This is a genomic window from Clostridium sp. 1001271st1 H5, assembly GCF_005845215.1.
Taxonomy (GTDB): domain Bacteria; phylum Bacillota; class Clostridia; order Lachnospirales; family Lachnospiraceae; genus Enterocloster.
The window spans coordinates 75,826-101,492 of record NZ_SPHO01000002.1 but is presented as its reverse complement, the minus strand read 5'-3'; the positions used below and the strand labels follow the sequence as shown (position 1 = coordinate 101,492).

24 protein-coding genes are annotated in these 25,667 nt (G+C 51.0%); 8 read left to right on the top strand and 16 right to left on the bottom strand.

The features are described from left to right. The first annotated feature begins 13 nt into the window (after positions 1-13). Positions 14-1,159, top strand: a complete 1,146-nt coding sequence (locus tag FGS84_RS03695; RefSeq protein WP_138306334.1) for a sugar diacid recognition domain-containing protein — start codon at positions 14-16, stop codon at positions 1,157-1,159. A gap of 22 nt (positions 1,160-1,181) precedes the next feature. Further along, positions 1,182-2,525, top strand: coding sequence for a GntP family permease (locus FGS84_RS03690; protein ID WP_138306333.1), 1,344 nt, complete (start codon positions 1,182-1,184; stop codon positions 2,523-2,525). A 74-nt stretch (positions 2,526-2,599) separates the two neighbouring features. On the opposite strand, the gene FGS84_RS03685 is transcribed toward FGS84_RS03690, so the two are convergent. From FGS84_RS03685 to FGS84_RS03645, 9 genes are all read right to left on the bottom strand, one after another. Further along, positions 2,600-3,658, bottom strand: a complete 1,059-nt coding sequence (locus FGS84_RS03685) for a 2-hydroxyacid dehydrogenase (RefSeq protein ID WP_138306332.1) — start codon at positions 3,656-3,658, stop codon at positions 2,600-2,602. Positions 3,659-3,677: 19 nt separating this feature from the next. Then, on the bottom strand, positions 3,678-5,393 hold the full coding sequence (gene ptsP / locus FGS84_RS03680; protein ID WP_138306331.1) for a phosphoenolpyruvate--protein phosphotransferase: 1,716 nt from the start codon (positions 5,391-5,393) through the stop codon (positions 3,678-3,680). Between the two features lie 17 nt (positions 5,394-5,410). Then, positions 5,411-5,671 carry an HPr family phosphocarrier protein gene (locus tag FGS84_RS03675; protein WP_138306330.1) on the bottom strand — a complete coding sequence of 87 codons (261 nt, stop codon included), beginning with the start codon at positions 5,669-5,671 and terminating at the stop codon, positions 5,411-5,413. A gap of 25 nt (positions 5,672-5,696) precedes the next feature. Beyond that, a complete protein-coding gene (locus FGS84_RS03670) occupies positions 5,697-6,422 on the bottom strand; it encodes a GntR family transcriptional regulator (protein ID WP_138306329.1) in 726 nt (241 codons plus the stop codon). Between the two features lie 118 nt (positions 6,423-6,540). Further along, entirely contained in the window at positions 6,541-7,302 is a 762-nt protein-coding gene (locus FGS84_RS03665; protein WP_138306328.1) for an SDR family oxidoreductase, read from the bottom strand. 16 nt (positions 7,303-7,318) lie between these two features. Next, positions 7,319-7,747: a hypothetical protein gene (locus FGS84_RS03660; RefSeq protein WP_138306327.1), complete on the bottom strand. Its 429-nt coding sequence runs from the start codon at positions 7,745-7,747 to the stop codon at positions 7,319-7,321. Positions 7,748-7,759: 12 nt separating this feature from the next. Further along, positions 7,760-8,590, bottom strand: a complete 831-nt coding sequence (locus tag FGS84_RS03655; protein ID WP_138306326.1) for a class II fructose-bisphosphate aldolase — start codon at positions 8,588-8,590, stop codon at positions 7,760-7,762. Between the two features lie 80 nt (positions 8,591-8,670). After that, on the bottom strand, positions 8,671-10,248 hold the full coding sequence (locus FGS84_RS03650) for a PTS system mannose/fructose/sorbose family transporter subunit IID (protein ID WP_243129847.1): 1,578 nt from the start codon (positions 10,246-10,248) through the stop codon (positions 8,671-8,673). Between the two features lie 91 nt (positions 10,249-10,339). Then, positions 10,340-10,834: a PTS sugar transporter subunit IIB gene (locus tag FGS84_RS03645; protein WP_138306324.1), complete on the bottom strand. Its 495-nt coding sequence runs from the start codon at positions 10,832-10,834 to the stop codon at positions 10,340-10,342. Positions 10,835-11,029: 195 nt separating this feature from the next. Here FGS84_RS03645 and FGS84_RS03640 point away from each other — a divergent pair, with 195 nt between their 5' ends. The 5 genes from FGS84_RS03640 (at position 11,030) to FGS84_RS03620 (ending at position 15,525) form a co-directional block, all read left to right on the top strand. Beyond that, the gene (locus FGS84_RS03640; protein WP_138306323.1) at positions 11,030-11,803 is read left to right on the top strand and encodes an SDR family oxidoreductase; all 774 of its coding nucleotides are present in this window, start codon (positions 11,030-11,032) and stop codon (positions 11,801-11,803) included. 15 nt (positions 11,804-11,818) lie between these two features. Beyond that, entirely contained in the window at positions 11,819-12,649 is an 831-nt protein-coding gene (locus FGS84_RS03635) for an HAD family hydrolase (RefSeq protein ID WP_138306322.1), read from the top strand. Between the two features lie 21 nt (positions 12,650-12,670). Further along, complete coding sequence (locus FGS84_RS03630) at positions 12,671-13,843, top strand: iron-containing alcohol dehydrogenase (RefSeq protein WP_138306321.1); 1,173 nt, start codon at positions 12,671-12,673, stop codon at positions 13,841-13,843. Positions 13,844-13,909: 66 nt separating this feature from the next. Next, entirely contained in the window at positions 13,910-14,764 is an 855-nt protein-coding gene (locus FGS84_RS03625) for a class II fructose-bisphosphate aldolase (RefSeq protein ID WP_138306320.1), read from the top strand. Positions 14,765-14,793: 29 nt separating this feature from the next. Beyond that, complete coding sequence (locus tag FGS84_RS03620; protein WP_138306319.1) at positions 14,794-15,525, top strand: GntR family transcriptional regulator; 732 nt, start codon at positions 14,794-14,796, stop codon at positions 15,523-15,525. Positions 15,526-15,632: 107 nt separating this feature from the next. Here the strand turns inward: FGS84_RS03620 and FGS84_RS03615 are convergent, their stop codons facing one another. After that, on the bottom strand, positions 15,633-16,697 hold the full coding sequence (locus FGS84_RS03615) for an NAD(P)-dependent oxidoreductase (RefSeq protein WP_138306318.1): 1,065 nt from the start codon (positions 16,695-16,697) through the stop codon (positions 15,633-15,635). 131 nt (positions 16,698-16,828) lie between these two features. Between FGS84_RS03615 and FGS84_RS03610 the strand changes: the two genes are divergently transcribed. After that, positions 16,829-17,794, top strand: coding sequence for an aldo/keto reductase (locus FGS84_RS03610; protein WP_138306317.1), 966 nt, complete (start codon positions 16,829-16,831; stop codon positions 17,792-17,794). 73 nt (positions 17,795-17,867) lie between these two features. Here FGS84_RS03610 and FGS84_RS03605 read toward each other — a convergent pair whose 3' ends face one another. From FGS84_RS03605 to FGS84_RS03580, 6 genes are all read right to left on the bottom strand, one after another. Beyond that, positions 17,868-20,036 carry an RNA degradosome polyphosphate kinase gene (locus FGS84_RS03605; RefSeq protein ID WP_347563789.1) on the bottom strand — a complete coding sequence of 723 codons (2,169 nt, stop codon included), beginning with the start codon at positions 20,034-20,036 and terminating at the stop codon, positions 17,868-17,870. 89 nt (positions 20,037-20,125) lie between these two features. Then, a complete protein-coding gene (locus tag FGS84_RS03600; RefSeq protein ID WP_138306315.1) occupies positions 20,126-21,691 on the bottom strand; it encodes an exopolyphosphatase in 1,566 nt (521 codons plus the stop codon). A gap of 112 nt (positions 21,692-21,803) precedes the next feature. Then, entirely contained in the window at positions 21,804-23,072 is a 1,269-nt protein-coding gene (locus FGS84_RS03595; protein ID WP_138306314.1) for an ATP-binding protein, read from the bottom strand. Between the two features lie 15 nt (positions 23,073-23,087). Further along, a complete protein-coding gene (locus FGS84_RS03590; RefSeq protein WP_138306313.1) occupies positions 23,088-24,224 on the bottom strand; it encodes a bifunctional chorismate mutase/prephenate dehydratase in 1,137 nt (378 codons plus the stop codon). A gap of 2 nt (positions 24,225-24,226) precedes the next feature. Next, entirely contained in the window at positions 24,227-24,979 is a 753-nt protein-coding gene (locus FGS84_RS03585; RefSeq protein ID WP_138306312.1) for a lysophospholipid acyltransferase family protein, read from the bottom strand. A gap of 105 nt (positions 24,980-25,084) precedes the next feature. Continuing rightward, positions 25,085-25,588 carry a hypothetical protein gene (locus FGS84_RS03580; RefSeq protein ID WP_138306311.1) on the bottom strand — a complete coding sequence of 168 codons (504 nt, stop codon included), beginning with the start codon at positions 25,586-25,588 and terminating at the stop codon, positions 25,085-25,087. Positions 25,589-25,667: the final 79 nt, after the last annotated feature.

Sequence of the window (25,667 nt, the reverse complement as noted above, 5' to 3'; positions counted from 1 at the left end):
GCAGGAGGACGATATGCTAGAATTTTCCAGTATGGCACAGGATTTTGTGGAAGCCACCTCCTCCCTGGTGGGAGGACGCACCATCAACATCATGGACCGGGAAGGGACCATCATCGCCTCCACGGAAAAGGAGCGCATCGGCACCTTCCACCAGGGCGCTGCCGAGGTCATTGCCACGGGAAAGCCGGTTCTTATTGAGACAAGGGACCTGCCCCGGTATCCCGGCGCAAAGGAGGGCTACAACATGCCCATCTTTCTGAAGGATGAGCTGATAGGGGTGGTGGGCATCTTTGGATGTGAGGAACAGATGCTGAATGTGGCTAATTTGCTGAAGGTCTATGTGGCCCAGCATTTTGCCCAGCAGGCCATGGCGCAGAAACAGAACGTGGAGTCCGAGGTAAGAAACCGGCTTTTGGGTCTGATGCTGCTGGGAGACACAGGGCAGACGGAAACCATATGCCAGCTGTCCGCCCTGATTCCGGTCCAGCCGGCCTTTCCTGTAAAGGTCATCATAATACGGGCAGGCGGACGGGAAAATACCAGGGAGCAGATGAACCACTACACCCAGCTCTTTCAGAACATGGCCTGGCAGGGCGCCCTGGACCGCGGGAAGGATGTGTTCGGCATCCAGAACAATGACTGCATCATCATTCACAGTGTTCCCCGGCACGGCAGGGACGAGGCCCTGGACAAAATCATAGCCCAGGTGGTCCGGGAGAAGGGACTCTGCATTGCTGTCAGCGGCGCCTGCAAAGGGCTGGAGGATATTCCCGGCGGTATGAAGGAATCCAACACCCTGATTTCCATGGAGGGGGGACCGGTCCGGAATCTGGAGGACAGCCAGGTCAGGATTCAGTATCTGATTTACAAGTCCCTGATTCACGGCGGTATGAAGTATGCAGAAATGCTGTACCGGAAGCTGACAGACAGCCAGGATGCCAGACAGGCCGAGGTCCTTCTGGTGACTGCCGGGGTATATTACCAGGAAAACGGCAGTGTGCAGAAGGCGTCCGACCGGCTCCATCTTCATAAGAACACCCTTCTTTACAGGATGAAGCGGCTGTTCCAGCTGCTGGACCTGGAAAACGAAACTCCCTTTACCAGGGAGTTCCTGATTCGTCTGATTTTCATGTATCATCCGGTGGGTGATATCACTTAAACATAGTTGAGGAGGTTTTACAATGTCAGGTATATTTATATTTTTAGTTATATTTCTGGCCGTAGTATGTATGGTATTGGCCATATCCAAATTTAACCAGCATCCGTTCCTAGTACTTACGGTCATTGCCATTGCAGTGGGCCTGGTGTGCGGCATTCCCACAGAGGAAGTCATCAACACAGTAAAAAGCGGCTTCGGCAACATACTGGCCAGCATCGGTATCGTAATCCTGGCAGGAACCATCATCGGAACCATTCTTGAGAAGACAGGCGCTGCCCTGACCATGGCCAACACCATTCTCAAGCTGGTGGGAAAGAAGAACAGCGTCCTGACCATGGCCATCACCGGTTATGTGACAGGCATTCCTGTATTCTGTGATTCCGGCTTTGTCATTTTAAGCCCGATTTCCAGGGCCCTGGCCAGCCAGAGCAACGTATCCCTGGCCGTCATGGCCACAGCCCTGTCAGGCGGCCTATATGCAACCCACTGTCTGGTTCCGCCTACCCCCGGCCCTATCGCCATGGCAGGCACCCTGGAAGCCGACCTGGGACTGACCATACTGGTGGGACTTCTGGTATCCATTCCAGCCACCCTGTCAGCGCTGTTCTATGCAAAAAAGGTATCCAGCAAAATTGATATCCCTGCAAACCCTGAGTACACGGTAGATGAGCTGCTTCAGAAATACGGCAAGCTGCCCGGCGCCCTTCACAGCTTCTCACCCATCCTGCTTCCCATCGTACTGATTGCACTTAAATCCGTGGGCGACTTCCCCAGCGCTCCCTTTGGAGACGGCGCTGTAAAGATGTTCTTCTCCTTTATCGGAAACCCTGTCATTGCCCTGATTTTAGGCGTGTTCCTGGCCATGACCCTGGTTCCGGCCGCTGAGAAGAAAAATACCTTGTCCTGGATTACGGAAGGCGTCACCAACTCCGCCGGCATCCTGGCCATCACCGGCGCAGGCGGCGCATTCGGAGCCATCCTTCAGAAACTGCCTATCGCTGACGCGCTGAGCGCATCCCTTCTGGGCCTTGGAGTGGGCGTATTCCTTCCATTCATCATTGCAGCCCTGTTAAAGACAGCCATGGGCGCCTCCACGGTGGCCATGATTACCACCTCCGCTATGATTGCGCCTCTGATGCCTGCCCTGGGATTTACCACCCCGCTGGCAAAGGTGCTTGTCATCATGGCCATCGGAGCCGGTTCCATGACCGTGTCCCATGCCAATGACTCTTACTTCTGGGTGGTATCCCAGTTCTCAGACATGGAGACAAAGGATGCCTATAAATGCCAGACCGGTATGACAGGGGTAATGGGTATTATAACTATTATTGTTGTGTTTATACTTTCCCTGGTATTTGTGCATTAGCCAAATTTCAGTACAGCAAAAAGGAATCCCCTGACCGGGGATTCCTTTTGATTTTGCTTACGCTGTATTTTCTTCTAATTCTTTGCATGGGCCAACGGCTCACCTCTGAAATAGCGCTCAATATCCTCCACAATAATATCCAGGGAAATGGCTGCCAGATTGCTGCAGTTCCCTGCCCGGTGAGGCGTCAGGGTAACATTGTCCAGCCCCAGGATGGGATGTCCCTCAGGAATGGGTTCCACGGAAAAGACATCCAGTCCCGCCCCGCCAATCCTGTGTTCGGCCAGCGCCTCCACCAGCGCCTCCTCATCCACCAGCCCTGCGCGGGCCGTGTTGATGAAAAATGCCGTGGGCTTCATCATGTTTATATGCTCCCTGGTTATGAGCCCCTGGGTATCACTGGTCAGGCGGGCATGAACACTTACATAATCGGAAGTCTTCATCAGTTCTTCCTGGGATACGCTTCTGCAGTTTGTCGCCTCAAAAACCTCAGGTCTGCAGAACGGGTCATAGGCGATTATACTGCAGCCAAAGGCCTGCAGCTTGGCCGCCACCCTCTGTCCTATGATTCCGTACCCCACAAGTCCTACGGTTGCGCCTTTTAAGCTTTTAATATAGGAAGAATTAGGCGCATCCGTCATCCACTGGCCGTCATGGTCCGTGATGCTCATTCTGGCAATATTTCTGGATTCTGCCAGAATCAGTCCAACGGTATAATCGGAAACAGGGTCTGCCAGGCGGCCGGGCGCAACTGCCACCTTAACCCCCTGCTCCGTGGCTGCCCCGATATTGATGTTCTCGGCGCCGCTTCTGGTGACTCCTATCATCTTAAGATTCTTTCCCGCCTTAATGATTGCCGACCCCACCGGGGCAAAATTGGCAATAATAACCTCTGCCTCCTCTGCCTCCTTTAAAAACTCCTCATTTACCTCAAAGGGTTCAGGACCGGTCTTCTCCACCTTGGACGCATACTCCACAAACATGGAACGGTCCCAGTCTTTCTGGTCCTGTACATAAATAATTTCAGCGCCGTAAGCCTCCAGACGTTTTAACACAGCCTGGGCGTCCGGCGACATCACTTTGGGATAGGTCAGGGATGAATCTGTCAGCATAATTACTTTTCTCTTACTCATATGTCAATTCCTTTCCGGATTACTTCTCATATCCAATCAATTGTCTCACTTCTTCTATTGTCTCTGCTTCCAATACCCTTGCAGCGGTCTGTCTGGCCTCTTCAATCCGTATGCCGCGTATGCATCTTTTTATCCTGGGAATGCTGGATGCGGTCATACTGAACTCATCCAGCCCAAACCCGGCCAGCAGAACGGCCGCCCTTTCATCCCCGGCAAATTCACCGCACATGCCCACCGGCTTTCCCTGTGCATGGGCGGCATCAATCACCTTTTTTATACTCCTGAGCACGGCGGGATGAAGTGGATTATACCGGCCGGCTATTTTCACATTTCCCCTGTCAACCGCTAATGTATACTGGCACAAATCGTTGGTGCCAATGGAGAAAAAGTCCGCATATTTTGCCAGTACCTCTGACATGGCAACAGCGGCAGGCGTCTCCACCATGATTCCAACCTGTATATCCGGGTTGAATTCTCTCCCTTCAGACCGCAGTTCACCCTTACAGGCTTCAAGTATTTCATTGGCCTGCAAAAGCTCTTCTTTTGAAATTATCATGGGATACATGATTCTCAGATTGCCAAAGGCGCTTGCGCGCAGAATGGCACGAAGCTGTGTCTTGAAAACATCAACCCGCTCCAGACAGATACGGATTGCACGCCAGCCCAAAAATGGATTTTCTTCATGTTCAAAGGTGAAATAGGGAAGCTCCTTGTCCCCTCCGATATCCAATGTCCGGATAATGACAGGCTTGTCCCCCATCTTCTCCGCCACCACTTTGTAGGCTGTAAACTGTTCCTCCTCCGTGGGAAAATGGGAATTTCCCATATACAGGAATTCCGTTCTGTAAAGCCCGATGCCCTCTGCGCCGTAATCCAGTATCCTGTCCGCATCAGACGGATTGCCTATGTTGGCGCACAGTTCAAAAACAGCATGGTCCTCTGTCATGGCCGGCTTATCCTTAAGCTGGGCCAGCAGCTGTTTTCCGGCCAGATACTCCTCCTGCTTCTGTTTATAAAATGTAATCTGCTCTCCATCCGGGTTGATGATGACTGTGCCTTCCAGGGCATCCAGAATCACCCAGTCCTCATCCTTAAGCCCTTCCATCATGGCCCCGGTTCCCACCACTGCAGGAACCTCCAGGGACCTGGAAATGATGGCTGTGTGGGATGTCCTGCCTCCCTGCTCCGTCATAAAGCCCAGGGTTTTTGAGAAATCCATGGACATGGTTTCAGAGGGGGTCAGGTCTTTGGCTGCAATGATGCATGGATAGGGAAGCCTGCTTAAATCCAGGGATGCATTGCCCAGAAGATAGTCCATTATCTGACCGCCCACGTCCCTGACATCAGCGCCCCTCTCCCTGAGATATTCATCGTCCAGGGCTGCAAACAGAGCTTCTATCTCATCCAATGTCAGCTTAAGGGCCTGCTCCACATTCATTCTTTCATCCCGAATCCGGTCCTTTACGCCATCCTCAATCATAGGGTCCTCAATCACCGATAAATGGGCCGCAAAAATCTCAGCTTCACTTTCATTTAACTTCTGTTTTGTGGACTCATACAGTGCCTGCACATGGCAGGCCACCTTCCCCAGGGCCTCTGTAAAGCGGCTGATTTCCTTTTCTATGTCCTCCTCGCAGATTGTGTACGCCTCGACAGCGCGTTCCTCCTTATCCAGCTTCAGCACACGGCCAATGGCGATTCCATCTGAAACAGGAATACCAGACAATTTTTTCATTGTGGTCCTCCTCCAGATTATTCTGCCAGCTCAGCCAGATACGTGACAACCGCCTCAAGAGCCTCTTGCTCATCCTCGCCTTCAGCCCGGACCAGCACCTGGGCTCCCTGATTTAAATCCAGGGTCAGCACATTGATGATGCTTTTTGCATTGGCAGTCTTATTATCCCTGATTAGGCTGATTCTGCTGCCGTATTTCTTGACCAGGCTGACAAGACCATTGGCGGGTCTTGCATGCAGGCCTGTCTTATTTATAATCGTTACATTTTGTTCTACCATGTCCAAACCTCCGTTTTTTAACGTACTATACGGTCCAGACGAAACTATACTCCACAATATCGGTTCTGAAAAATACCTTTGTGTATTTTACAACCTTCCCGCTCTTATCATAGACCTTACTGCGTATGGACAGCTGGGGCGCATTGGTTGTCAGGTTCAATACTTCCTTCTGCTCCTTTGTGGGAACCTTGGCCTTCAATGTCTGCATGGAATATGCAATCTTTACCCCAAACTGGGTTTCCATGATTTCTATCAGGGACTTTGTTTCCATCTCCCAGGGATTGATTCCCTCAAAGAGCCACGACGGCAGATAATTCACTTCCTCTGCAAAGGGAACCTGGTCCGCAAGCCGTATTCTGTGGATGACAATCACCAAATCCTCGGGAGCGCAGCCAAAGATGCTTGCCAGGCGTGAACCGCAGCTCTCTGTTGTCATTGAAAGAATCTTGGAGCCGGGGGTGTAACCCGCTGCCACCAAATCATCATAAAGGCTGAATCCCTTATGGGATGTGACGCCCTCCCGCAGCTTTGCCACAAAGTATCCCCTGTTTGGCTGGCGCTCCACCAGCTTTGTTTCAACCAGCGCATTCAATGCGTTGCGCACCGTAACCCTGCTTACCTGATAGGTCTTACTCAGTGAGTTCTCAGTTGGCAGCTTATCGCCGGGAGCAAGTATGCCCTCCTCAATTTTAGCCTTGATATCGGAAACAATCTGATAATATAAAGGCATTGAAACATTGAGATTTTTCATCGATATACCCCCCTCCCAAACTTTTGCATAATAATTAATTATATTATATTGGTGGAACGAGATACAATCAACAATTATTTTGCAAAAATACCTGCCTTCCATATGATATGGCGGGTTTTTAGAGCATTGTTCCGCCGGAACAGTCTATGGCTGCCCCAATAATCTGCGACGAGCAGTCCGAACACAGGAATGCGGCAACCTGTCCAATCTCAATGGGCAGGGTGAATTTTCCTGTGGGAAGCAGCGCACGCATCCGTTCTGTCCTTGCATCCCCGTCCGGATATGTACGCTCTGTCTGTACATAGCCGGGCACAATTCCGTTGACCCGGATACCGTAGGGAGCCATTTCATTGGCAATACCCTTGGTAAGTCCGTATGCGCCCATTTTGGCGCTGATGTATGTGGTATTGTCCTTGCTGTTTGTGGTAAATGCAGACTTGGACAGTACATTGACTATGCTGCCAGGACGGTCATTATCCCGGCAGTATTTTACAAATTTGCGGCTCATAAAGAACTGGCTGTTAAGCGTAATCTCCTGTACCGACCTCCATTCCTCTGTGGTGAGCTGGTGGAACGGCTTGCGGATGGCGCCCCTGCCCGCATTGTTAATCAGGATATCCACTCTGCCGAAATGCTCCAGTGCAGCCTGGAAAATCATATCAATCTGGTTTTCATCGCTGACATCTGCGTTCAGCTCCAGCACATCCACCCCATATTGCTTCACAAGCCCGTCCATATAGGCCCTTGTGTCCCCGTCATGGGCCAGGTCGGCAATTGCCAGGCTGCATCCCTCCTGGGCCAGGACCGTACTGCAGCCTTTGCCGATACCCCGTCCGCCTCCGGTCACAATCGCAACTTTTCCTTTTAAACCTAAATCCATGGTGCCTCCTTACTGTCTATTCCCCTAATCCAATCCTGTGCATCTTCTCCATATACTCCGTGAGATCCATTACCATATCCCTGCAGACAGAAGCAGCCTGTGCAGCCAGTTTCTTTTTATCCATCTGGTCACGGTCTGATAATACCTCTATCAGCATGGGCATGCTGACCCCCGCAACCCCATATAAGCATCGTGTACGGGCTGCCTTTGCAAGGGATTTAAAGGGTGTGCCGCCCATAATATCCACACATACAAATACATTTCCGTCATAAGAGTCAATCAGCTGATTCAGCTGTTCCTCATACGTTTCCGGGTCCATTCCCTCCTCCAGGGGAAGGCTGTCCAGCCTGGCAACATCCCCAAATACCATCTTGACGGAGTTAACCAGCTCCCTGCAGAAAAATCCGTGGGAAATGACCAGTATTGCCGGTACCTGCTGTTCCATATATCCTCCTTTCTATGCCTTACCGCACTGATTAAATAATTTCATATAGTGAAGCAGTTTTGCCTTGTATCCGTCTGCCATCAGCTGATATCCCAGATGAGCCCTTTTGATTTCACTGTGATGCGCCAGCAGATTATCAATTCCTGCCTGGAACAGGTCTGTTCCTATGTTAACCTTGGTGATGCCCATGCTTGTGGCCCTGGCCAGGTTCTCATCTCCTGAGCCTGAGCCTCCGTGAAGTACCAGGGGTATCTCCACTTCGTTGTATATTTTTTCCAGAAGTTCAAAATCCAGATAGGGTGTGCCCACATATTTTCCGTGGGCTGTTCCGATTGCAATTGCCAGTGCGTCTATGCCTGTTGCCTCCACATAGGCCTTTGCCTGTCCCGGGTCGGTCAGCCCTGCATTGCGGTCCGCGTCATACTGCTCTCCGCTTCCCACATGTCCTAATTCCGCCTCCACGCTGACACCTACTGCGTGGGCGATTTTAACCAGTTCCGCAACCTCCGCCACATTCTCCTCATAGGGAAGGCTTGAACGGTCCACCATAATGGAGGAAAAACCTGCCCGCAGCGCAATCATGGCGTGCTCAAAGCATCCGCCGTGGTCCAGATTCAGCGCCACGGGAACCGATGCCTTCCCGGCCAGCTTCCCGCATATATCGGCAAAAAGGGGGATATCGGGATTTACATTAAAGATTACATCCAGAATCAGGGGCGCACGGTTCTCCTCAGCCACCTCTATGGCTGCCCTGGCAGTATCCTCATTGCATATATTAGGAGCCACCACACCATATTTGCCTTCCCTTGATTTTCTTAAAATATCGCACATATTGACTAACATAATAATCTCCTCCATTTTCAGGGGATGGTAAGGGGACGCGGATTCAGGCATCCCCCCACTGTCCCATAACAGCTGCTGTCTTATACAATACCCAGGAACGCTCCTGCAAGACAGGCCACCAGCGTAATGATAATCAGCCTTAAATACTTACCGCCTTTTTCAAAGTAGGAATACACACCCATCATCAGGATAAACGGAAGCAGTCCGGGCAGGATGCCGTCCAGCTTTTCCTGAATGGAAATCGCGCCGCCCAGGGTCTCACTTGCAATGGAAAGCGCCAGATTCAGCTTGCAATAGCTGGAGCCCATGGCTCCCAGCATGAACATTCCCATGACACCGGCGCCCGCCATAAGCTTCTTCATCCAGCCGCCTCTGAGCAGGGCTATCAGGGAACGTTTACCCATCTTATAACCCAGGTCAAAGGACCAGATACTTGCCAGACATGCGCTGAAACGGATGAATGGCTCCATGAGAAGTCCGGCCAGTACGGAGCCGCCCAATGCAAACGGGATAAATACAGTCCTGACAACAGGCGCATAGGTAGACCAGAGCAGGGAATCACCAAAGCCTGCAAAGGGCCCCATCAGGGACGACTTAAGGGTAATCACATCGTCACCGTCAATTCCTTCTGAACCTGCTGCAATCTCCTCTTCCATAGCCAGGGCGGCACCCATGATACAGTTTCCAAGGGACATCTCAGATATATACGGAAGCAGGTGGCGGTCCATTGCTTCTTTCAGTTCCTCATCCTTTCCCTTATACAGCTTTCTCAGGGCAGGCATCATGGCATAGCCCACGCCGGTACCATACATGGCTTCCAGGCTGTTGCCGAACCGGTGCCCCAGCATGACCCTCCACGCAGTCCTGTGGCAGTCCCGTTTTGTAAGGGCGCCTTCAAAACCGCCCTTTTTCTTAAAAATAGACATATCAAAGGGTTCCTCCCCCTCCTGCTTCGGATAAGCCAGCTGCACATATACAATTGCCAGGATAATGCCGAACACAGCAGCAACCAGGGTGGTAAAGCCAAATATCTTCATGGAGAAAAAGCCCAGTGCAAAGAAGGGAAGGAAATTCTTCTTTCCGATAAAGGTTGCGCAGAGTACAAGTCCGAATCCCGGAAGAATGCCGCCTACCACGGACAGGCCGGTAAGCAGCCACTGGGGTACCACGTCAAGAATGGCTGTGGTGCCTCTGCTGACGCCCAGCATGATGGCAAAGACAATGGGGACACGTACTATGAACTGTGTCAGGAACGGATAAATCGTGCCGTCCATGGTGATTCCCTTAAAGTTAAGGGCCTGTGCATCCCTGTGCGCCTTGCGGTTCCAGTAGCCGTTTACCATTCTTCTCGCGTTGTCCATAAACGTGCCAAGGATACCAAAAGGAGTTGCCAGAAGAACTGCGGTTGCCGGGTCCAGACCCGAGGTCAGTGCAACCGGTATGGCCACACAGGCTGCCAGCGAATCGTCTGCCGGCATGTTGGCGCCCACTGCAGCGATTGATATGTACATAATATTAATGGTTGCGCCGATAATCGTGCCGGTTACCACATCCCCGAAAACCAGTCCGAACAGCACGCCGTTTAAACAGGGGTTCATCAACGCCCTTCCCAGATTACCTAAATCACAGTTTATGACCCAATACCATACAGCTATCAAAAAGCAATGTAAAACTGATAATTCCATTCTTTCCCCTCCATCACATTTTGCAAATCATTATCCCTTCAGATTCAAGATACGATTGTCTCTATTATCCCTTCAGCTTCTTATATGCAGCTTCAAATTCAACCAGCTTGTCCTCCGGCGTGGGATGGAAATAGACCCTTACGCCGTCTCCGTTCAGTCCTTTCAGGGCATTCAGCTCCACCTCACTCAGGTGGCAGGTATTGTTTGCGTGGTATGGCCTGTCCGCCATCTTGGGTACCTGTCCTATGTTGATGGATGTGTAATTCAGCCCCTGGTCATAACACCGCTTGGCCGTGTCAATGTTCTGGAAAATAATAATGGTGTTCTGTTCCCCATATCCGTCCTTTTTCCATTCCTCCAGCGCCTTTGCCTCATCCATTACCTGGACCGTGACACCCTGGGGGGCTGCCAGAAGCAGCAGCTCTGTCAGAAAATCGTCAGCTGCCGACTTGTTGTCAACCACCACAATCTTCTTGGCCTGCAGGACCTTTGTCCAGCGCACCGCTACCTGACCGTGAATCAGCCTGGCATCAACCCTTGTCATTACTACATTACTCATTAAATCTCGCACCTCCTTAAGCATTTTTTTGTGTAATTTTGTTTTATTTGTATGTCTATACCATAATGCATGTGATTCAATTTGTCAATATACTTTTTGCAAATTGATTTAATTTTATATTGACAAAAAGGACAAATTAGATACAATATAGGTAGAATCATTAACAGACAAACAAAATACAAGAGGAGGTTATACATGGATTTAGGCCATAAAGGAAAAACAGTCATCATATCCGGCGGTTCCAAGGGAATCGGAGCCGGAATCAGTGAAGTGTTTGCGCAGGAAGGCGCCAACCTGGTTATCAATTACCACCGCAACAGAGAAGCCTGCCTGGAATTTGCCGGCTACCTTTCAGAGCACTATGGAATCAGGACAGCGGCCGTACAGGGGGATGTGGGAAAGGAAGAGGATGTGGCAGCCATATTTGACTGCGCCATTCAGAATTTCGGCCAGGTTGATATTCTGGTGAATAATGCGGGCCGCGGTGTTTCCAAGAAGTTTACCGATATCACACTGGAGGACTGGAACCAGTGTTTAAACGACAATCTAACCGGACAGTTCCTGATGTCAAGGGAGTTTGCGCGCAGGGTAATACCTGCTAAAAGAAGAGGATGGATTGTAAACATACTCTCCAAAGCATCCTGTACCTCCACCACAAAAGGACGCGTCTGCTATGTGTGCAACAAATCCGGTGAAACAGGGCTGACCCACTCCCTGGCCGTGGACCTGACTGAATATGGAATACATGTCAACGGCGTCATGCCGGGTTTTGTAATGGCTAATACACTAAAAACACAGTATGAGACAAACCGCGATGAATTCAACCAGCGGGTGGAAAGGGTTCCCTTAAAACGGGTGGGGGAGCCATGGGAAATCGGAACCATGGTGGCGTTTCTGGCCAGCGATAAATGTGAGCTGGCCGTAGGAACATGCGTGGATATGACCGGCGGCCTGCTGCTGGGATATTAATCCGGGAGCATTCATATGAAACCAGACAAAAAATTGGTTTTTATAGACCTGGACGGGACCCTGCTGGATAACAGCCGCAGAATATCCGCCTACAGCCTAAGCGCGATAAAAAAACTGGAACAATCCGGTGGCATTCCCTGTATTGCATCGGGACGCCCGGCGTCCATGGTCCGGCTCTACACTCATGAACTGGGTCTGGATACCCCCCTGATATCCAATAATGCGGCCAATATCAGCCTGAACAAAACCATACTCCGCCAGACCTGCCTTCCCCCTGAAGCGGCGTGGGAATTCCTGAAGTTTTGTTTTTTCCATCATATGGACTGGGCGGTTTTTTACACGGATGCCATCTACACGGCAGACACGCCCACGCGGCTGGCACGGTATAGGGATTATAATATGGGGCTGGTAAAGGCTGGCTTTCCACCGGTTCCCATTACAGTGGTGCGTTCCCCGGACCAGGCCCGTCCCCTATTGGAATCAGGGGCCGAACGGCTGTCACTGCTGATTCATTCCCGGCAGGAGCACAAATTGGTCCTGTCTTACTTTGAACACACCGGCGCCCTCTCCTGTATCCGTTCCACCCCTGATTCATTTGATATCGTACATCCCGGCGTGGACAAATGGTCCGGAATCCAGTTCATTGCAGACTATTACGGCATGTCCATGGACCAGGTATATGTATTTGGAAATGACCGGAATGACTTAAGGATGATTCAGAACTGCCCCAATTCATTTGTTGTGGCAAACGGAGAACCGGAGGTACGCTGCGCCGCCGCCCATATCATTGGAAGAAATGATGAGGATGGGGTGGCCAGGGCAATTGAGCAATACTTAATAATTTAATATATAGCGAAAGGAGTTTTTATGAACAATTTTATGTTTTACAGTCCCACCCGCTTCATATTCGGGAAGGGCGAAGAAATGAATGTGGGGAACTATATTTCCCAGTACGGCGCCAGCAAGGTGATGGTGCTTCATTATGGTACTGATTTTGAGTTTGAGACAGCCTTAATAAACAAGATTTTTGCTTCCCTTGACCAGGCTGGAATCCCTTATGTGGATTTTAAGGGCATTAAGCCCAATCCCACCATTGAGACCGGTGATAAAGGGGTTGCTGTTGTTAAGGAGGAGCATGTGGATTTCCTGCTTGCAGTAGGCGGCGGCAGCGTCATTGACACTGCTAAATACATAGGTGTGGCAGCCCTTACTGAGGAAAATGTATGGGATGAGTATTTTCTCAAAAAAACACCCGTCCATGCAACCCTTCCGGTGGGCGCCCTTCCGACTATTGCCGGAACAGGCAGCGAGGGTTCCTTCAGCTGCGTCATGACCAATGGTATATTAAAACGTTCCCTGAACGATGACAGGATTCGTCCTGTTTTCGCCCTCATGAATCCGGAATTAAGCTATACCCTTCCTGCGTTTCAGACTGCGTGCGGAGCCGTGGACATTATGGCGCATGTCCATGAACGGTACTTTACAAGGGGCGAGGATAATTATCTGACCGACAATCTGGGTGAGAGTATCTTCCGCACCGTTATCAAGTATCTTCCCATTGCCCTTAAGGAACCGGAAAATTACAATGCCAGGGCACAGCTTCTCTGGGCCAGTGTATTGGCCCATAATGACAGCTGCGGAGTAGGGCGTGTCACAGAAGGAACGGTCCATGGCATACAGTCTGAAATAGGGGGCATGTACGACAGTGCCCACGGCGCCGGGGTTGCCTGTGTGACGCCGGGATGGATGAAATATGTGTACAAAGCAGATACACGCCGTTTTGCCCGCTACTTTAACAGGGTATGGGAAATGGAATACGATGCCTATGATGTGGAAGGCATGATACTGGAAGGAATCGAACGGCAGAAGCAGTTTTATGTGTCCGTAGGCATTCCGGTACATTACAGCGAACTGGGTGTGAAGGAGGAGGATATACCGGCCCTGTGCTCCACGGTGCGCCGGGGGCCTGACGGCATGGCTGGAAACTTCATGAAACTGAGTACCGAGGACCTGATTCGCATTTACCAGCTCTTCAAATAGCCCAAGACCACATGGCGGGGAGTTTGACAAAACTCTGCCCATGCTTTAAAATAAAGGAGGAAAATTATGTCACTTGTAACCTTAAAAGAAATTCTTGCACCTGCTAACGAAAAAAACTATGCGGTAGCTGCCTTTGATACCATGGATTTTACCCTGACGGAAGGCATCATTGAGGCAGCCGAGCAGACCGGTCTTCCAGTTATCCTGATGCTTCCCGGATTTGCCTTTGACCGCCAGGAGGCTGACGCATTCCTGGATTTTAACCTGAGCCGGATTAAAAAGGCCAAAGCGCCCATCTGTTACCACCTGGACCACGGCGCATCCGTTGAGGAATGCTACCGTGCCATTCATGCAGGCTGCTCCTCTGTTATGTTTGACGGCTCCAAGCTGCCGTTTGAAGAGAATATCGAAAAGACCCGGCAGGTGGTCAAAGTCGCCCATGCCTGCGGCGTCAGCGTGGAGGCCGAAATCGGCCATGTGGCGGCCCCGGAGGGCAGCGTGGAGGGCAGTGTGGCAAAGGAGGACCTGTTTACCAGGCCTGAGGATGCGGTTGCATTTGTAGAGGCAACCGGAATCGATGCACTGGCCATTGCCTTTGGAACGGTCCACGGCGTTTATAAAGGCAAACCCAACCTTGATTTTGAGCGGCTCGCCAAAATTAAAAGCATGGTGGATGTTCCCCTTGTCATGCACGGAGGCAGCGGACTTCCTGAAAGCGACTTCAGAAAAGCAGTGGCTGGCGGAATCAACAAAATCAACTTCTTCACCGGTATGTCCCTGGCAACCATTGCCTCCATGCGCAAGATGATTGATGAGACAGATGGCCGCTGCCGTTATGTAAACCTCTTTGACAGGGCATTAAATACAGTAATCGGCATAGCCAGGGAACAAATGGAACTTTTCGGCACACAACCCATGTAAGAATATGGATTATAAGGAATAGGGATTATATGAAAACAGCTTCTAATGGTTCACTTCCCCTGTATTCTCAGATTGTACAGGATATCCGGAATAAGATATTAAACGGAACATATAAATACAACGAAAGGCTTCCAAATGAAAAGTGGCTCTGCAGTTTATACGACATCAGCCGCACCACCCTGCGCAAATCCATTGATGAACTGATTGCCGAGGGTCTTCTGGAACGCCATTCAAACAAAGGGGTCTATGTGGTCTATTCCAAATTTGACACCGGGTTTGACCGGCCTTACAGCCTGTTCCAGGAAATGGTCAAATCCGGAATAAAGCCCAGCTCTAAAATACTGTCTTTTTCGCGAATCAACGCGGACAGTAAGCTGGGCCATGCCCTGAACTGCGAAGTGAACACACCGCTGCTGGAAATCCTGCGCCTCAGGTATGCTGATGAAGTACCCTTTAACATTCAGCATCTCTATCTGATTGAATCCTTTTTTCCGCAGTTCAATCCGTGGCTGCTGACAGACCATTCCCTGTATGAAATCATGGAATCCGATTACCAGATAAAAATCGTCAAAACAGTACAGGTGGTGACCACGGGCACTGTCTCAAAAAACCAGTCGGAACTTTTAAAGGTACCCATCCGCACGCCTCTGCTCCACACCACCAGCACCATATATTCATCCACCGGCGATATTGTGGAATACCAGCAGAACGACATACTGACCAATGTGATTCCTTATTCATATAAAGTGCAAAGGCCATAAATAACAAAGTCTGTAAAATAACACCGCATCGCTCCCGTAACAAGGACGCTGATGCGGTGTTCTCTTATCTGTCATTCCATATGATTTGTAAGGACCGGCCTTGTATTTCAGGCAGTCTTATGCATGCATCCGTACAGGATGCCTCCACGGTCCCTGAAAACAGCTCTGTCAAACACTTCCCTGTTTGCAATGTTGGGCGGCAGCTGGCCGCCCAGATAAAGAGCCAGGGCCTGGTACAATTTTTCTGACTGATATACAATCCGTTCCACACTGACCCCGGCCAGATGGGGCGTCAGCAGAAGACGTTCCCGGGGAATCGTGTACAGAGCCGAGTCTTCCGGAAGGGGTTCCTGGTCAAACACGTCAAGAGCAGCCCTGATTCTCCCCTCTTTAAGCGCATCCTCCAGCGCCTGGCTGTCCACCAGGGCAGCCCTGGCCGTATTGACCAGACACGCGTCCTGTTTCATCATTCCCAGAAGCTTTCTGTCTATCATATGCCTTGTTTCATCTGTAACCCGGGCCATTAATACGATATAATCGGATACGGAAAACAGCGTTTCCAATGCTGTCAATTCAATCTGCAATGCATCGGAGCGCTTTTTATCCACATAGGGGTCATAACCTACCACATGCATCTGAAAAGCCCTGCATCTGGCGGCCAGCCCCATCCCATTTCTTCCCAGTCCCACGATTCCCACTGTTTTTCCTGACAGTTCCGTGGAGGACTCATTGATTCTCCTGAGCCTCAAATCATTCTTCTCCGTCCACTTTTCCGTCCGGAACACATGGGTTGCTGACAGCACCGGCTTTGCCATCATCATCATTGCCAGAAATGTAAATTCAGGCACCGAGCGTTCACAGCGGCCGCTGCTGAACAAAACCGGTATTCCCAGCCTGGTACACGCCTGAATATCTATATTTTCCTCGGGCCCGTCCCGTACACTCAGTATAAGCTTTAAATCAGGGCATTGGTACAGTACTTCCTCCGACAGTTTTTCGTATCCTGATATATGGATATCGTATCCCTTAAGAGCTTTTGTGATTTGTTCCTTTCCCATCCGCTTTTTCGGGTCCTTGTCCAGGCTGAACCCAACCCTGTCCATGTCCACCAGTTTCCTGAATTTTTCTGTCCATCCGTCATCAAATTCCGCCGTACACAGCAATCGTAACATATTTGTCCCTCCTTCTATATACTATCTTAAAATATTGTATTGCTTTTGTCAATTTAAATGTTCTATTTTGTTGCTTTTAGTTTCTATTTAAGATATAATATAAATACAATTTATAGAAGGAGGATTTACAGATGCGCTACAAGAAATTTGGAAGTACCGGTTTGGAGTTATCGGAAATCTCAGTAGGAACCTGGGCCCTGGGCGGAAAAGATATGGGACCCGTGGATGAGAAGGATGCAATTGAGGCCATACATACCATGATAGACTGCGGTGTCAACTTCATTGATACGGCGCCTACTTATGGAAGAGGGGCTTCAGAGACAATTGTGGGAAAGGCTCTGGCATCCGGAAAACGCAGCCAGGTCACCCTGCTGACCAAATGCGGTATCCGCTGGGAGGAAGGGCCAAAGAATTTTAAGAAGGGCGCTGTCCGTGACAGCAGCCATGACAGCATCATGAAACAGATTGACGAGTCCCTGATGCGCCTGCAGACGGATTATATTGATATCTACCTGATTCACTGGCCCGATGTCAATACACCCCTGGAAGAAACAGCTGATACATTAAAGGAACTTAAAAAAGCCGGCAAAATACGTTTCTCCGGCATTTCCAATTTTGAAGATAATGACCTTGAACAATTGTACACCCTGGGTGTGCTGGATGTAATCCAGTTCCCATATTCCATGGTTAACAGAAGCCAGGAACAATTATTAAAGAAGTATCACGGGAAAGGTGTTGCCACCATGGGTTACGGTTCCCTGGGAGCCGGCATCCTTACCGGGTCCATCCGGGAGCTTCCCCACTTTGAGCCCGGGGATGCGCGTCTGGGTTTCTACGATTTCTTTGTGGAGCCAAAATTCTCCCGGGTTATGAAGCTGGTCGGGGTGCTGGATGAAATCGCCCTGAAGCGCCAGGTGCCTGTTGCACAGGTAACAATCAACTGGACCGTCCAGCACAGCTTTATCAACACATCCCTGACCGGTGTCAGGAATGCCAGGGAGGCGGTTGAAAATACGGCCGCCATGGCATGGCAGCTGACCGCAGATGAGATACAGAGGATTGACCAGGCGGTTGAGCAGTTGGATTCACTGTCATAAACACAGCGGGCTGCGCCGGCTGAACGGAAAACAACTATGCCGCAAAGCGCGTCCCGCTTTGCGGCATAGTTTTCTAATTACTGCTCATAACCGGTTTAAACACCCTGCTTCTGGCCGGGTCCTCCCCATCTGCGGACTCCTGAGCCATAAGGACGGCCTCGCGGCAGAACTGTTCCTGGGAATTAACCAGGACCTTGCCCCGCTTGTCTTCCTTCTCGTAGCTGCCGTCCGGCTGCAGGATATGGGCCTTTACATTGTCCTCCAACTCCACCTCCAGGATATGGATAACCTTTTCCCTTAACACATCATCTTCCACCGGGAACATAATTTCCACCCTGCGGTCTAAGTTTCTGGGCATCCAGTCCGCGCTGCCCATATATACCTCAGGGCTTCCGTCATTAAAGAAATAAAAGATGCGGCTGTGCTCCAGGAAATTGCCCACAATGGAGCGCACGGATATGTTTTCACTGAGTCCCGGCACGCCTGCTTTAAGGCAGCAGATGCCGCGGATAATCATCTCCACCCTGACGCCTGCGCAGGAAGCTTCATACAGGGCGGTGATGATTTCCTTGTCACACAGGGAATTCATCTTGGCCATGATGTGGGCGGGTCTTCCTTCCCTGGCATGTTCCGCCTCCCTGCGTATCATCCGCAGGAACCTGCCCCTGAGCCACAGCGGCGCAACGGACAGCTTATTCCAGGCCAGCGGCTCGGAATAACCGGACAGCATGTTGAACACGGCAGTGGCGTCCTCTCCTATCTGGGGATTGCAGGTAAGTATGCCGCAGTCCGTGTAGAGCTTGGCTGTGGAATCATTGTAGTTGCCTGTGCCCAGATGTACGTAGCGGCGGATTCCGTCTTCCTCCATCCTTACCACCAGGGTAATCTTGCTGTGGGTCTTAAGGCCCACCAGCCCATATATTACATGGCATCCCGCCTTCTCAAGCATCTTTGCCCAGTTGATATTGTTCTCCTCGTCAAAACGGGCTTTCAGCTCCACCAGCACAGACACCTGCTTGCCATTGTCCGCCGCCTCTGCAAGAGCCGCAATAATAGGCGAATTTCCGCTGACCCGGTACAGGGTCTGCTTGATGGCCAGGACCTCGGGGTCCCTTGCCGCGCTGCGCACAAAGTTTACCACCGGGTCAAAGCTCTGATATGGATGATGAAGCAGGATATCGCCCTTTCTGATATTGGTGAATATATCATCCTCATTCATAAGGGCCGGCACGGGCTGGGGCACATACCGGGGCGCCTTGAACAGTTCAAAGCCCTCCAGTCCGTACATCTTCATAAGGAATGTCAGGTCCAGGGGACCGTTAATCTCAAAGATATCCTGGCTGTTGATGGACAGTTCCTTCCGGAGGATTTTAAGGAGGCGCTTATCCACATTATCCTCGATTTCCAGGCGGATGGCCTCGCCCCACTGACGTTTCTTGAGCTGCTTTTGGATTTCCTCCAGCAGGTCCACAGCCTCCTCCTCATCTATGGTAAGGTCGGCGTTCCTCATGATGCGGAATGGATGGGAGGCCACAATATCATAATTGAGGAACAATGAAGGCATGTTCCGCTCTATGATTTCCTCCAGAAGGATGACCACCCTCTGCTCCTTGCCGTCCTCGTCTATCTCCCTGGGCAGCTCCACAATCCTGGAAATGACCGAGGGAACCTGCACCATGGCGAACTCCAGTTCCTCATCCTCGCCACTCTTCTTTTTCAAAAGTGCGGCAATGTTCAGGGTCTTGTTGCGTATCAGCGGGAAGGGCCTGGAGGAATCAAAGGCCATGGGCGTCAGAACCGGATATACATTCTTCTTAAAGTACTCGTCCGCATATGCCGCCTCTTCCCCTGTCATGTCCTCATGCTCTGTTATGATTCGCAGCCCGTTCTGTCTTAAGGTAGGCACCAGGGAACGGTTATAGGTGGAATACTGCATCTCCACCAGCTCATGGGTCCTCTCGCTGATTCGGTCCAGCTGCTCCTGGGGCGTCAGTCCTGCGATGTCGGGCTTGGTATACTTTGCATGTACCATGTCCTTTAAGGAGGCCACCCGGACCATATAAAACTCGTCCAGGTTGGAGGCGGTTATGCTCAGGAACTTAAGGCGCTCAAAGAGAGGGATACTCTTGTCCCTGGATTCGCTGAGAACACGGTAGTTGAATTCCAGCCAGCTCAGCTCGCGGTTAACATAATTCGTAGGGTCCGCAGCAAAATCAATGGGGACTGAATCCGCCCTTACCATATCGGTTTTTTCCGCTTTATTTTTCTCTGCTTTAGCCTTCTCAGCCTTGGTTTTGGCTGCCTGAGGCTTTCCAGCTGCTTCTGCCATATCTACACCCTCCTTTTCTGTCTGAGTACCGGCCTTATGCCGAATATCTCTTCAAAGAAGTCCGCCTTCTGGTCAAAGGATGCGGCCTCCAGCGCCATATTTCCGGGATAACCAGTGGTGATTACCAATTCATTTTCCCGGATAGCCATGCGGCAGTCCACCAGCTTTCCCCTGTGGCTGCGGTCCATGGAATTGGCCAGGCGCAGGATGGCTGTCAGCTTGGCAATGAGGATGGTGATGGCGTTGCGGCTCATTCCGCTGTCCTCCTCCTGGTGTACCTGGGTTTCCAGCTGCACCTTGTCATAGTCGAAATCACGGATATTATACCGTACTACATTGGCGATGATTTCCCGCTCCAGATGGCTCAGACCGATGATTTCCGTGGACATAATGATGTTATAGGAGCATTCGTTGGAATTCTTTATGCTTATGAACTTTCCGCAGGCATGGAGCAGCACCGCTATCTGCAGCATCAGCCGCTCCCGCGGTCCCAGTCCATGGAATTTCTTCATGTTGTCGAATATACCCAGGGCATACTGCTCCAGCACCTGGTTATGGCTGGTGTGGCACTTATAGCGCTTTGCAATGTTCCTGGATGCTGCCAGAATGTCATTCTCAAAATTGTGGCTGAACCGGACCAGCTTATTGTCGTTGGCATATTCTGCGGCAATACCGTCGCAGAGACGGATGCCCGGCACCCAGAACATCTCTGCGCCGGTCAGCTCCAGAATCCGCTTATATACCACAACACTCGGCAGAAGAAGGGATGCGTATTCGCTGTTGACCCCGAAGCGCTCCTCAATCTGGTCCGTTGTCATCTGACACATGCGGTCGTAGAAACGGTTCATGGTGGCCGCGTCAATCTTGTCCCCATAGGTCTTAAGGTCCAGCCGGTTGATGATATAGAGGATGTTCTCTCCGATGCCAATCAGGTTGGTAATTTCCCTGTCCTTCAGGTACATTTTCCGGAAGGTAAACAGCTCATTGTCCACGATTTCCTCTATGTGCTGCTTGTGTTCCTCCACCGTGGCCGGTATCCTGGCCAGCAGCCCTCTCACACGAAGGGTGCCCAGGGGCAGGTTCTGGGTGGTCACCAGGGAATCCTTGTCAAAGAGGGATAGCTGGGCGCTTCCGAATCCCACATCCACAATAGCGGTTCCCTTCTGGATGATTTTGTTGAATTCCGCTGCCTTGGCAGCTATGGCCTTATAACTGATGAACCGCTGCTCCGAATTGCTGATGATACGCACCGTAAGCCCTGTCCTGACCCGAATCTGGTCCAGGATAATCTGGCGGTTGTGCGCCTCCCTCATGGCACTGGTCGCATATGCCCTGTAGTCCTTTACCTTATAGGACTTCATAATCTGGACAAATTCCTCCAGTACCTGGCACATCTCCTCCACCAGCCCATAGCTTATCTTTCCTGTGCTGTAAGTATCTTTTCCAAGGGCTATTACATGGCGTACATGGTCAATACGCCGGATACCTGTCTTATATGACATCTCATAGATGCCCAGCTCCAGCTCAAATGAACCCACATCAATCGCCGCAAATGTCCGAACTGCCACTTTTTTCAACTCCTTATCGGTTGCCTTATAGGTTAACTCATGGTTATTATAAACGTCCTCCTCCCATCTTACATCGAAAGGCGGTAAATCTTATGTAAAATCTGCGTAAATACTACTGCCTCGCCTTCAGATGGGTTATAAACTGGGCCGCTGTCCTTCCAGACAAGCCTCCGTGGCTCAGTTCCCACTTGTTGGCCTCAGCAAAAAGCTCCTGCTCCGGCATGTCCAGGCCATGGCGCTCCGCCAGCGCCTTTACAATTGTCTCAAACTGCCTCTTATCCGGCGAGCCGTAGTAAATAGTGACCCCGAACCTGGCGGCCAGGGACAGCTTTTCCTGCACCGTGTCGTTGTTGTGAAGCTCGTCATCCAGTTCCCTCTTGTCGCTGAACTTTTCACGGATAAGGTGGCGGCGGTTGGAAGTGGCATAGATGAGTACGTTGCCTGGGCGCTTTCCCAGTCCGCCCTCTAAAATCGCCTTCAGATACTTATACTCAAGTTCATAGTCCTCAAAGGAAAGATCGTCCATATAGATGATGAACTTATAATTACGGTCCTTAATCTGCTCCAGCACATCGGACAGCGCCTTGAACTGATGCTTATATACCTCAATGATGCGCAGACCCCTGCCATAATATTCATTGAGCACTGCCTTGACGCTGGAGGACTTGCCTGTTCCTGCATCTCCGAAGAGAAGAACATTGTTGGCTTCCTTGCCCTCCACAAAGGCATCGGTGTTCTCTATGAGTTTCTGCTTCTGCAGCTCATATCCCACAATGTCCTTAAAATATATGTGCTCCACATTGATGATGGGGTCTATGATAACAGGCTGCCCTTCCTCCTTCTCAATGATGCGGAAGGCCTTATTGAGCCCGAATTTTCCAACGCCGAATTCCCTGTAAAATTCCACCACATGGTCCTGGAACGCACCTGCATCCGCTGCTTCCTCCAACTGTACGGCCAGATTCACAATCCGGTCCCTGACACGGCGGTTGAATACCCGGCTGTCCTTTCTGGCAGGCCTGTAATCCTCCATAAGGGCCCACAGGCCGGAGGGTTCCAGGTTTCGTATATCATAATCAAACAGGGCCTTGAAGATTCGGCAGTCCTCCCTGGCCAGTTCATCCAGGGAACCTCCTGCCGCACCTGTTATCTCACATGTGGTGGTGTATGCGTTCTCATTGTTCGCCAGGCAGAAGGCCAGGAAACAATGCCAGAGGTTTCCCTCAAATCCGTACTTAACAGCCAGCTCCGTAAGGCGTCCCCCGCAGGATGCGCCGTCAGGCTCCTGTCCTCCCTGCGCATACCCCATCAGATGGGCGATGTCCCGGAACAGCTCCTGGTGCTCCAGGTTTCTGTATATTACTAAATCTTTGATATCCATGGCCTTCCTGCCTCCCTAATAATTTCCCAGAATTCTCATGCTGACTGCTTCCTCGGAGATTCCCAGCAGCGCGTTGCGGATGGCCGGGTCGCTGAGCGAACCCTCCACATCCACAAAGAACCTGTATTCCCAGCTGCGCCCCTCTATGGGCCGTGATTCTATCATAAGCATATTCACATCATTGTAGATAAAGTTTCCCAGCATATTATACAGGGAACCGCTTTTATGCAGACCTTCAAAGCATATGCTGACCTTGGCGGCATCCTTCCGGTACATGGGAGTCCTGGCAACAATGATGAACCTGGTGGTATTGTTCTTATTGTTGTTGATGGAGGCCTCCAGAACCTTCAGGCCGTAGAGGGCTCCTGCCGTGGGACTGGCCACCGCTGCCTGGGTTATATCCCCCTCTTCCAGCACCTTTTTAGCCGCCCCGGCCGTGTTCTCCGCGCTTATCTGGCTCCACTGCCTGTGGGCGCCCAGATACCCGGAGCACTGCATCAGGCCCTGGGGATGGGAATAGACCCGTTTGATGTCCCGGAGAGTGGCTTGCGGCAGGCCCAAAAGCGCATGGTCCACAGCCACCTTTGTCTCGGCCACAATGTATATGTCATGCTTCAGCAGATTATCGTAATTATCAATCACGGCCCCTGCCAGGGAATTCTCAATGGGAAGCACTCCGTAGTCAGCCCTTCCCTCCTCCACCTCTATCATGGCGTCCTCAAATACCGGGACATGGTATACATCGGCATCTTCCCCAAAATACTGGAGGGCGGCCCTGTGGCTGTAGGCCCCCTCCACGCCCTGGTACACAATCCGCGCGCCTTCCCGTTTCAGCCCGTCCACCATGGTAAAGCCGGTATCCCCGCCCATGCCGTGCTCCGCCAGAAGGCGGTACTGAAGCCTGCGGCTGATGGTCATAATCTGCGAAAAAAGCTCATGCACCCCTTTTTTGTTGAATTCACTGCGGGCCATGGCAGCCACTGCCTCCAGCTTCTGCTTTTCCCGCTGCCCGTCGTACACAGCCTTCCCTGTCCCAATCTTAAATTCGGCCACCTGGCCGCACAGCTCCATCCGTTTCTCAAACAGCTCCACCAGTCCGGCGTCTATCTCATCCAGCCGGCCCCTTATCTCCTGTAAATCCAGATTCTCCATGGTTATTTCTCCTGCTCCTGTCCTTCCTTCATGTCTTTCAGCATGCCTGATATAACGTCTCTTGTATATGCCCCGGGAAACTTACGGCTTTCTGCCGGAAGCTCCTTGATATAGATTGGTGTTCCGTAGCGTATGCACACATGGCTGGGCTTTATGAAAGGCAGGTGCTGTTCAAATATCTCAGCCGTCCCCGTGATGGCCACGGGTATGACAGGGCATCCGCTTTTCTGCGCAATCTTAAGGCTCCCCTCATGGAACGGCAGGAGCTCTGTCAGCTCCCGGTTCTCATTGCGGGTGCCCTCAGGGAATATCCATATGGATACGCCGGATTTTACTTTTTCGATTCCCTCCAGTATGGTCTTAAGGCCTTCCTTTATATCCACACGGTCCAGGAAAAGACAATTGACTCTCTGCATCCAGGTCCGCAGAAGGGGTATCTTTAACATCTCCTTCTTGGCCACAAACCCGGTCAGACCCGGAACCGTCATATAGCCCACCAGTATATCGAAATAGCTCCTATGGTTCCCCACATAGAGGACGGCCCGGTCCGACGGTATGTTCTCCAGCCCCTGCACCTCGTATGTAACGCCTGACAGCCTCAATATGAAGCGGAATATCCCCTGAATTTTGCTGAGACTCTTTTCCTGCACTCCCACAGGGTCCTTTTTGGCTCTGAACTTAAGCAGGGTCAGTACCGGTATGGAAAATACCAGGTACAGTACAATCGTCAGCGCCACCAATATGATACGTATCATTGCCTTCTCCTTTATACATCCATATTTATAAGTCAAGAAATGTTTATTTTCCATTATATCAAAAAGAACGGCTTAAATACAATACCTTCCAACCAGGTTTGTTATTTAATCGCCGTTCTTAGGCTTAGTGAGATATTCAAATAAAAGGCCTGTCATAAACCAGAGCGGCGCGAACTTAAGCCGTATGACCCCGCCCACATTATCCGGCCACAGGGAGTAATCCCATGGGCAGATTCCTATGCTGGTAAGCCATATGCCGGTTATATATTCCGCAATGAAAATCAGCACCATATAAATCAGTCCGTGGCGTATGCCCCGGCCGGCGCGGCTGAGTCTGTCCTGTCCCGCGTCCTCCAGCCCCGGAAGTCCTGTGAGCCAGCTGTCAATGAACCGGCTAATTGGAAGCAGGAGGGCCCCCATACCGTAGATGGGAAACATGATAAGGGACGTCCGGCCAATGAGTCTCCAGTCTCCGGCCATAATGGAATCCACGGAGGTGAACATGACCTCCAGACACCATCCTGCAATTCCGCATCTGCAGAAATTAAGGAGTAATCCATATATTTTATTTTCGTGATTGATTTGTCCTGTTTGCGCTCTCATAGCCATTAGTATGGGCCCGGGAAGCTGCCTTCTATTCGCAGTTGCCTGCTTTTCCAAAACTTTCCGGGTTCCTGCGCCCGGATTC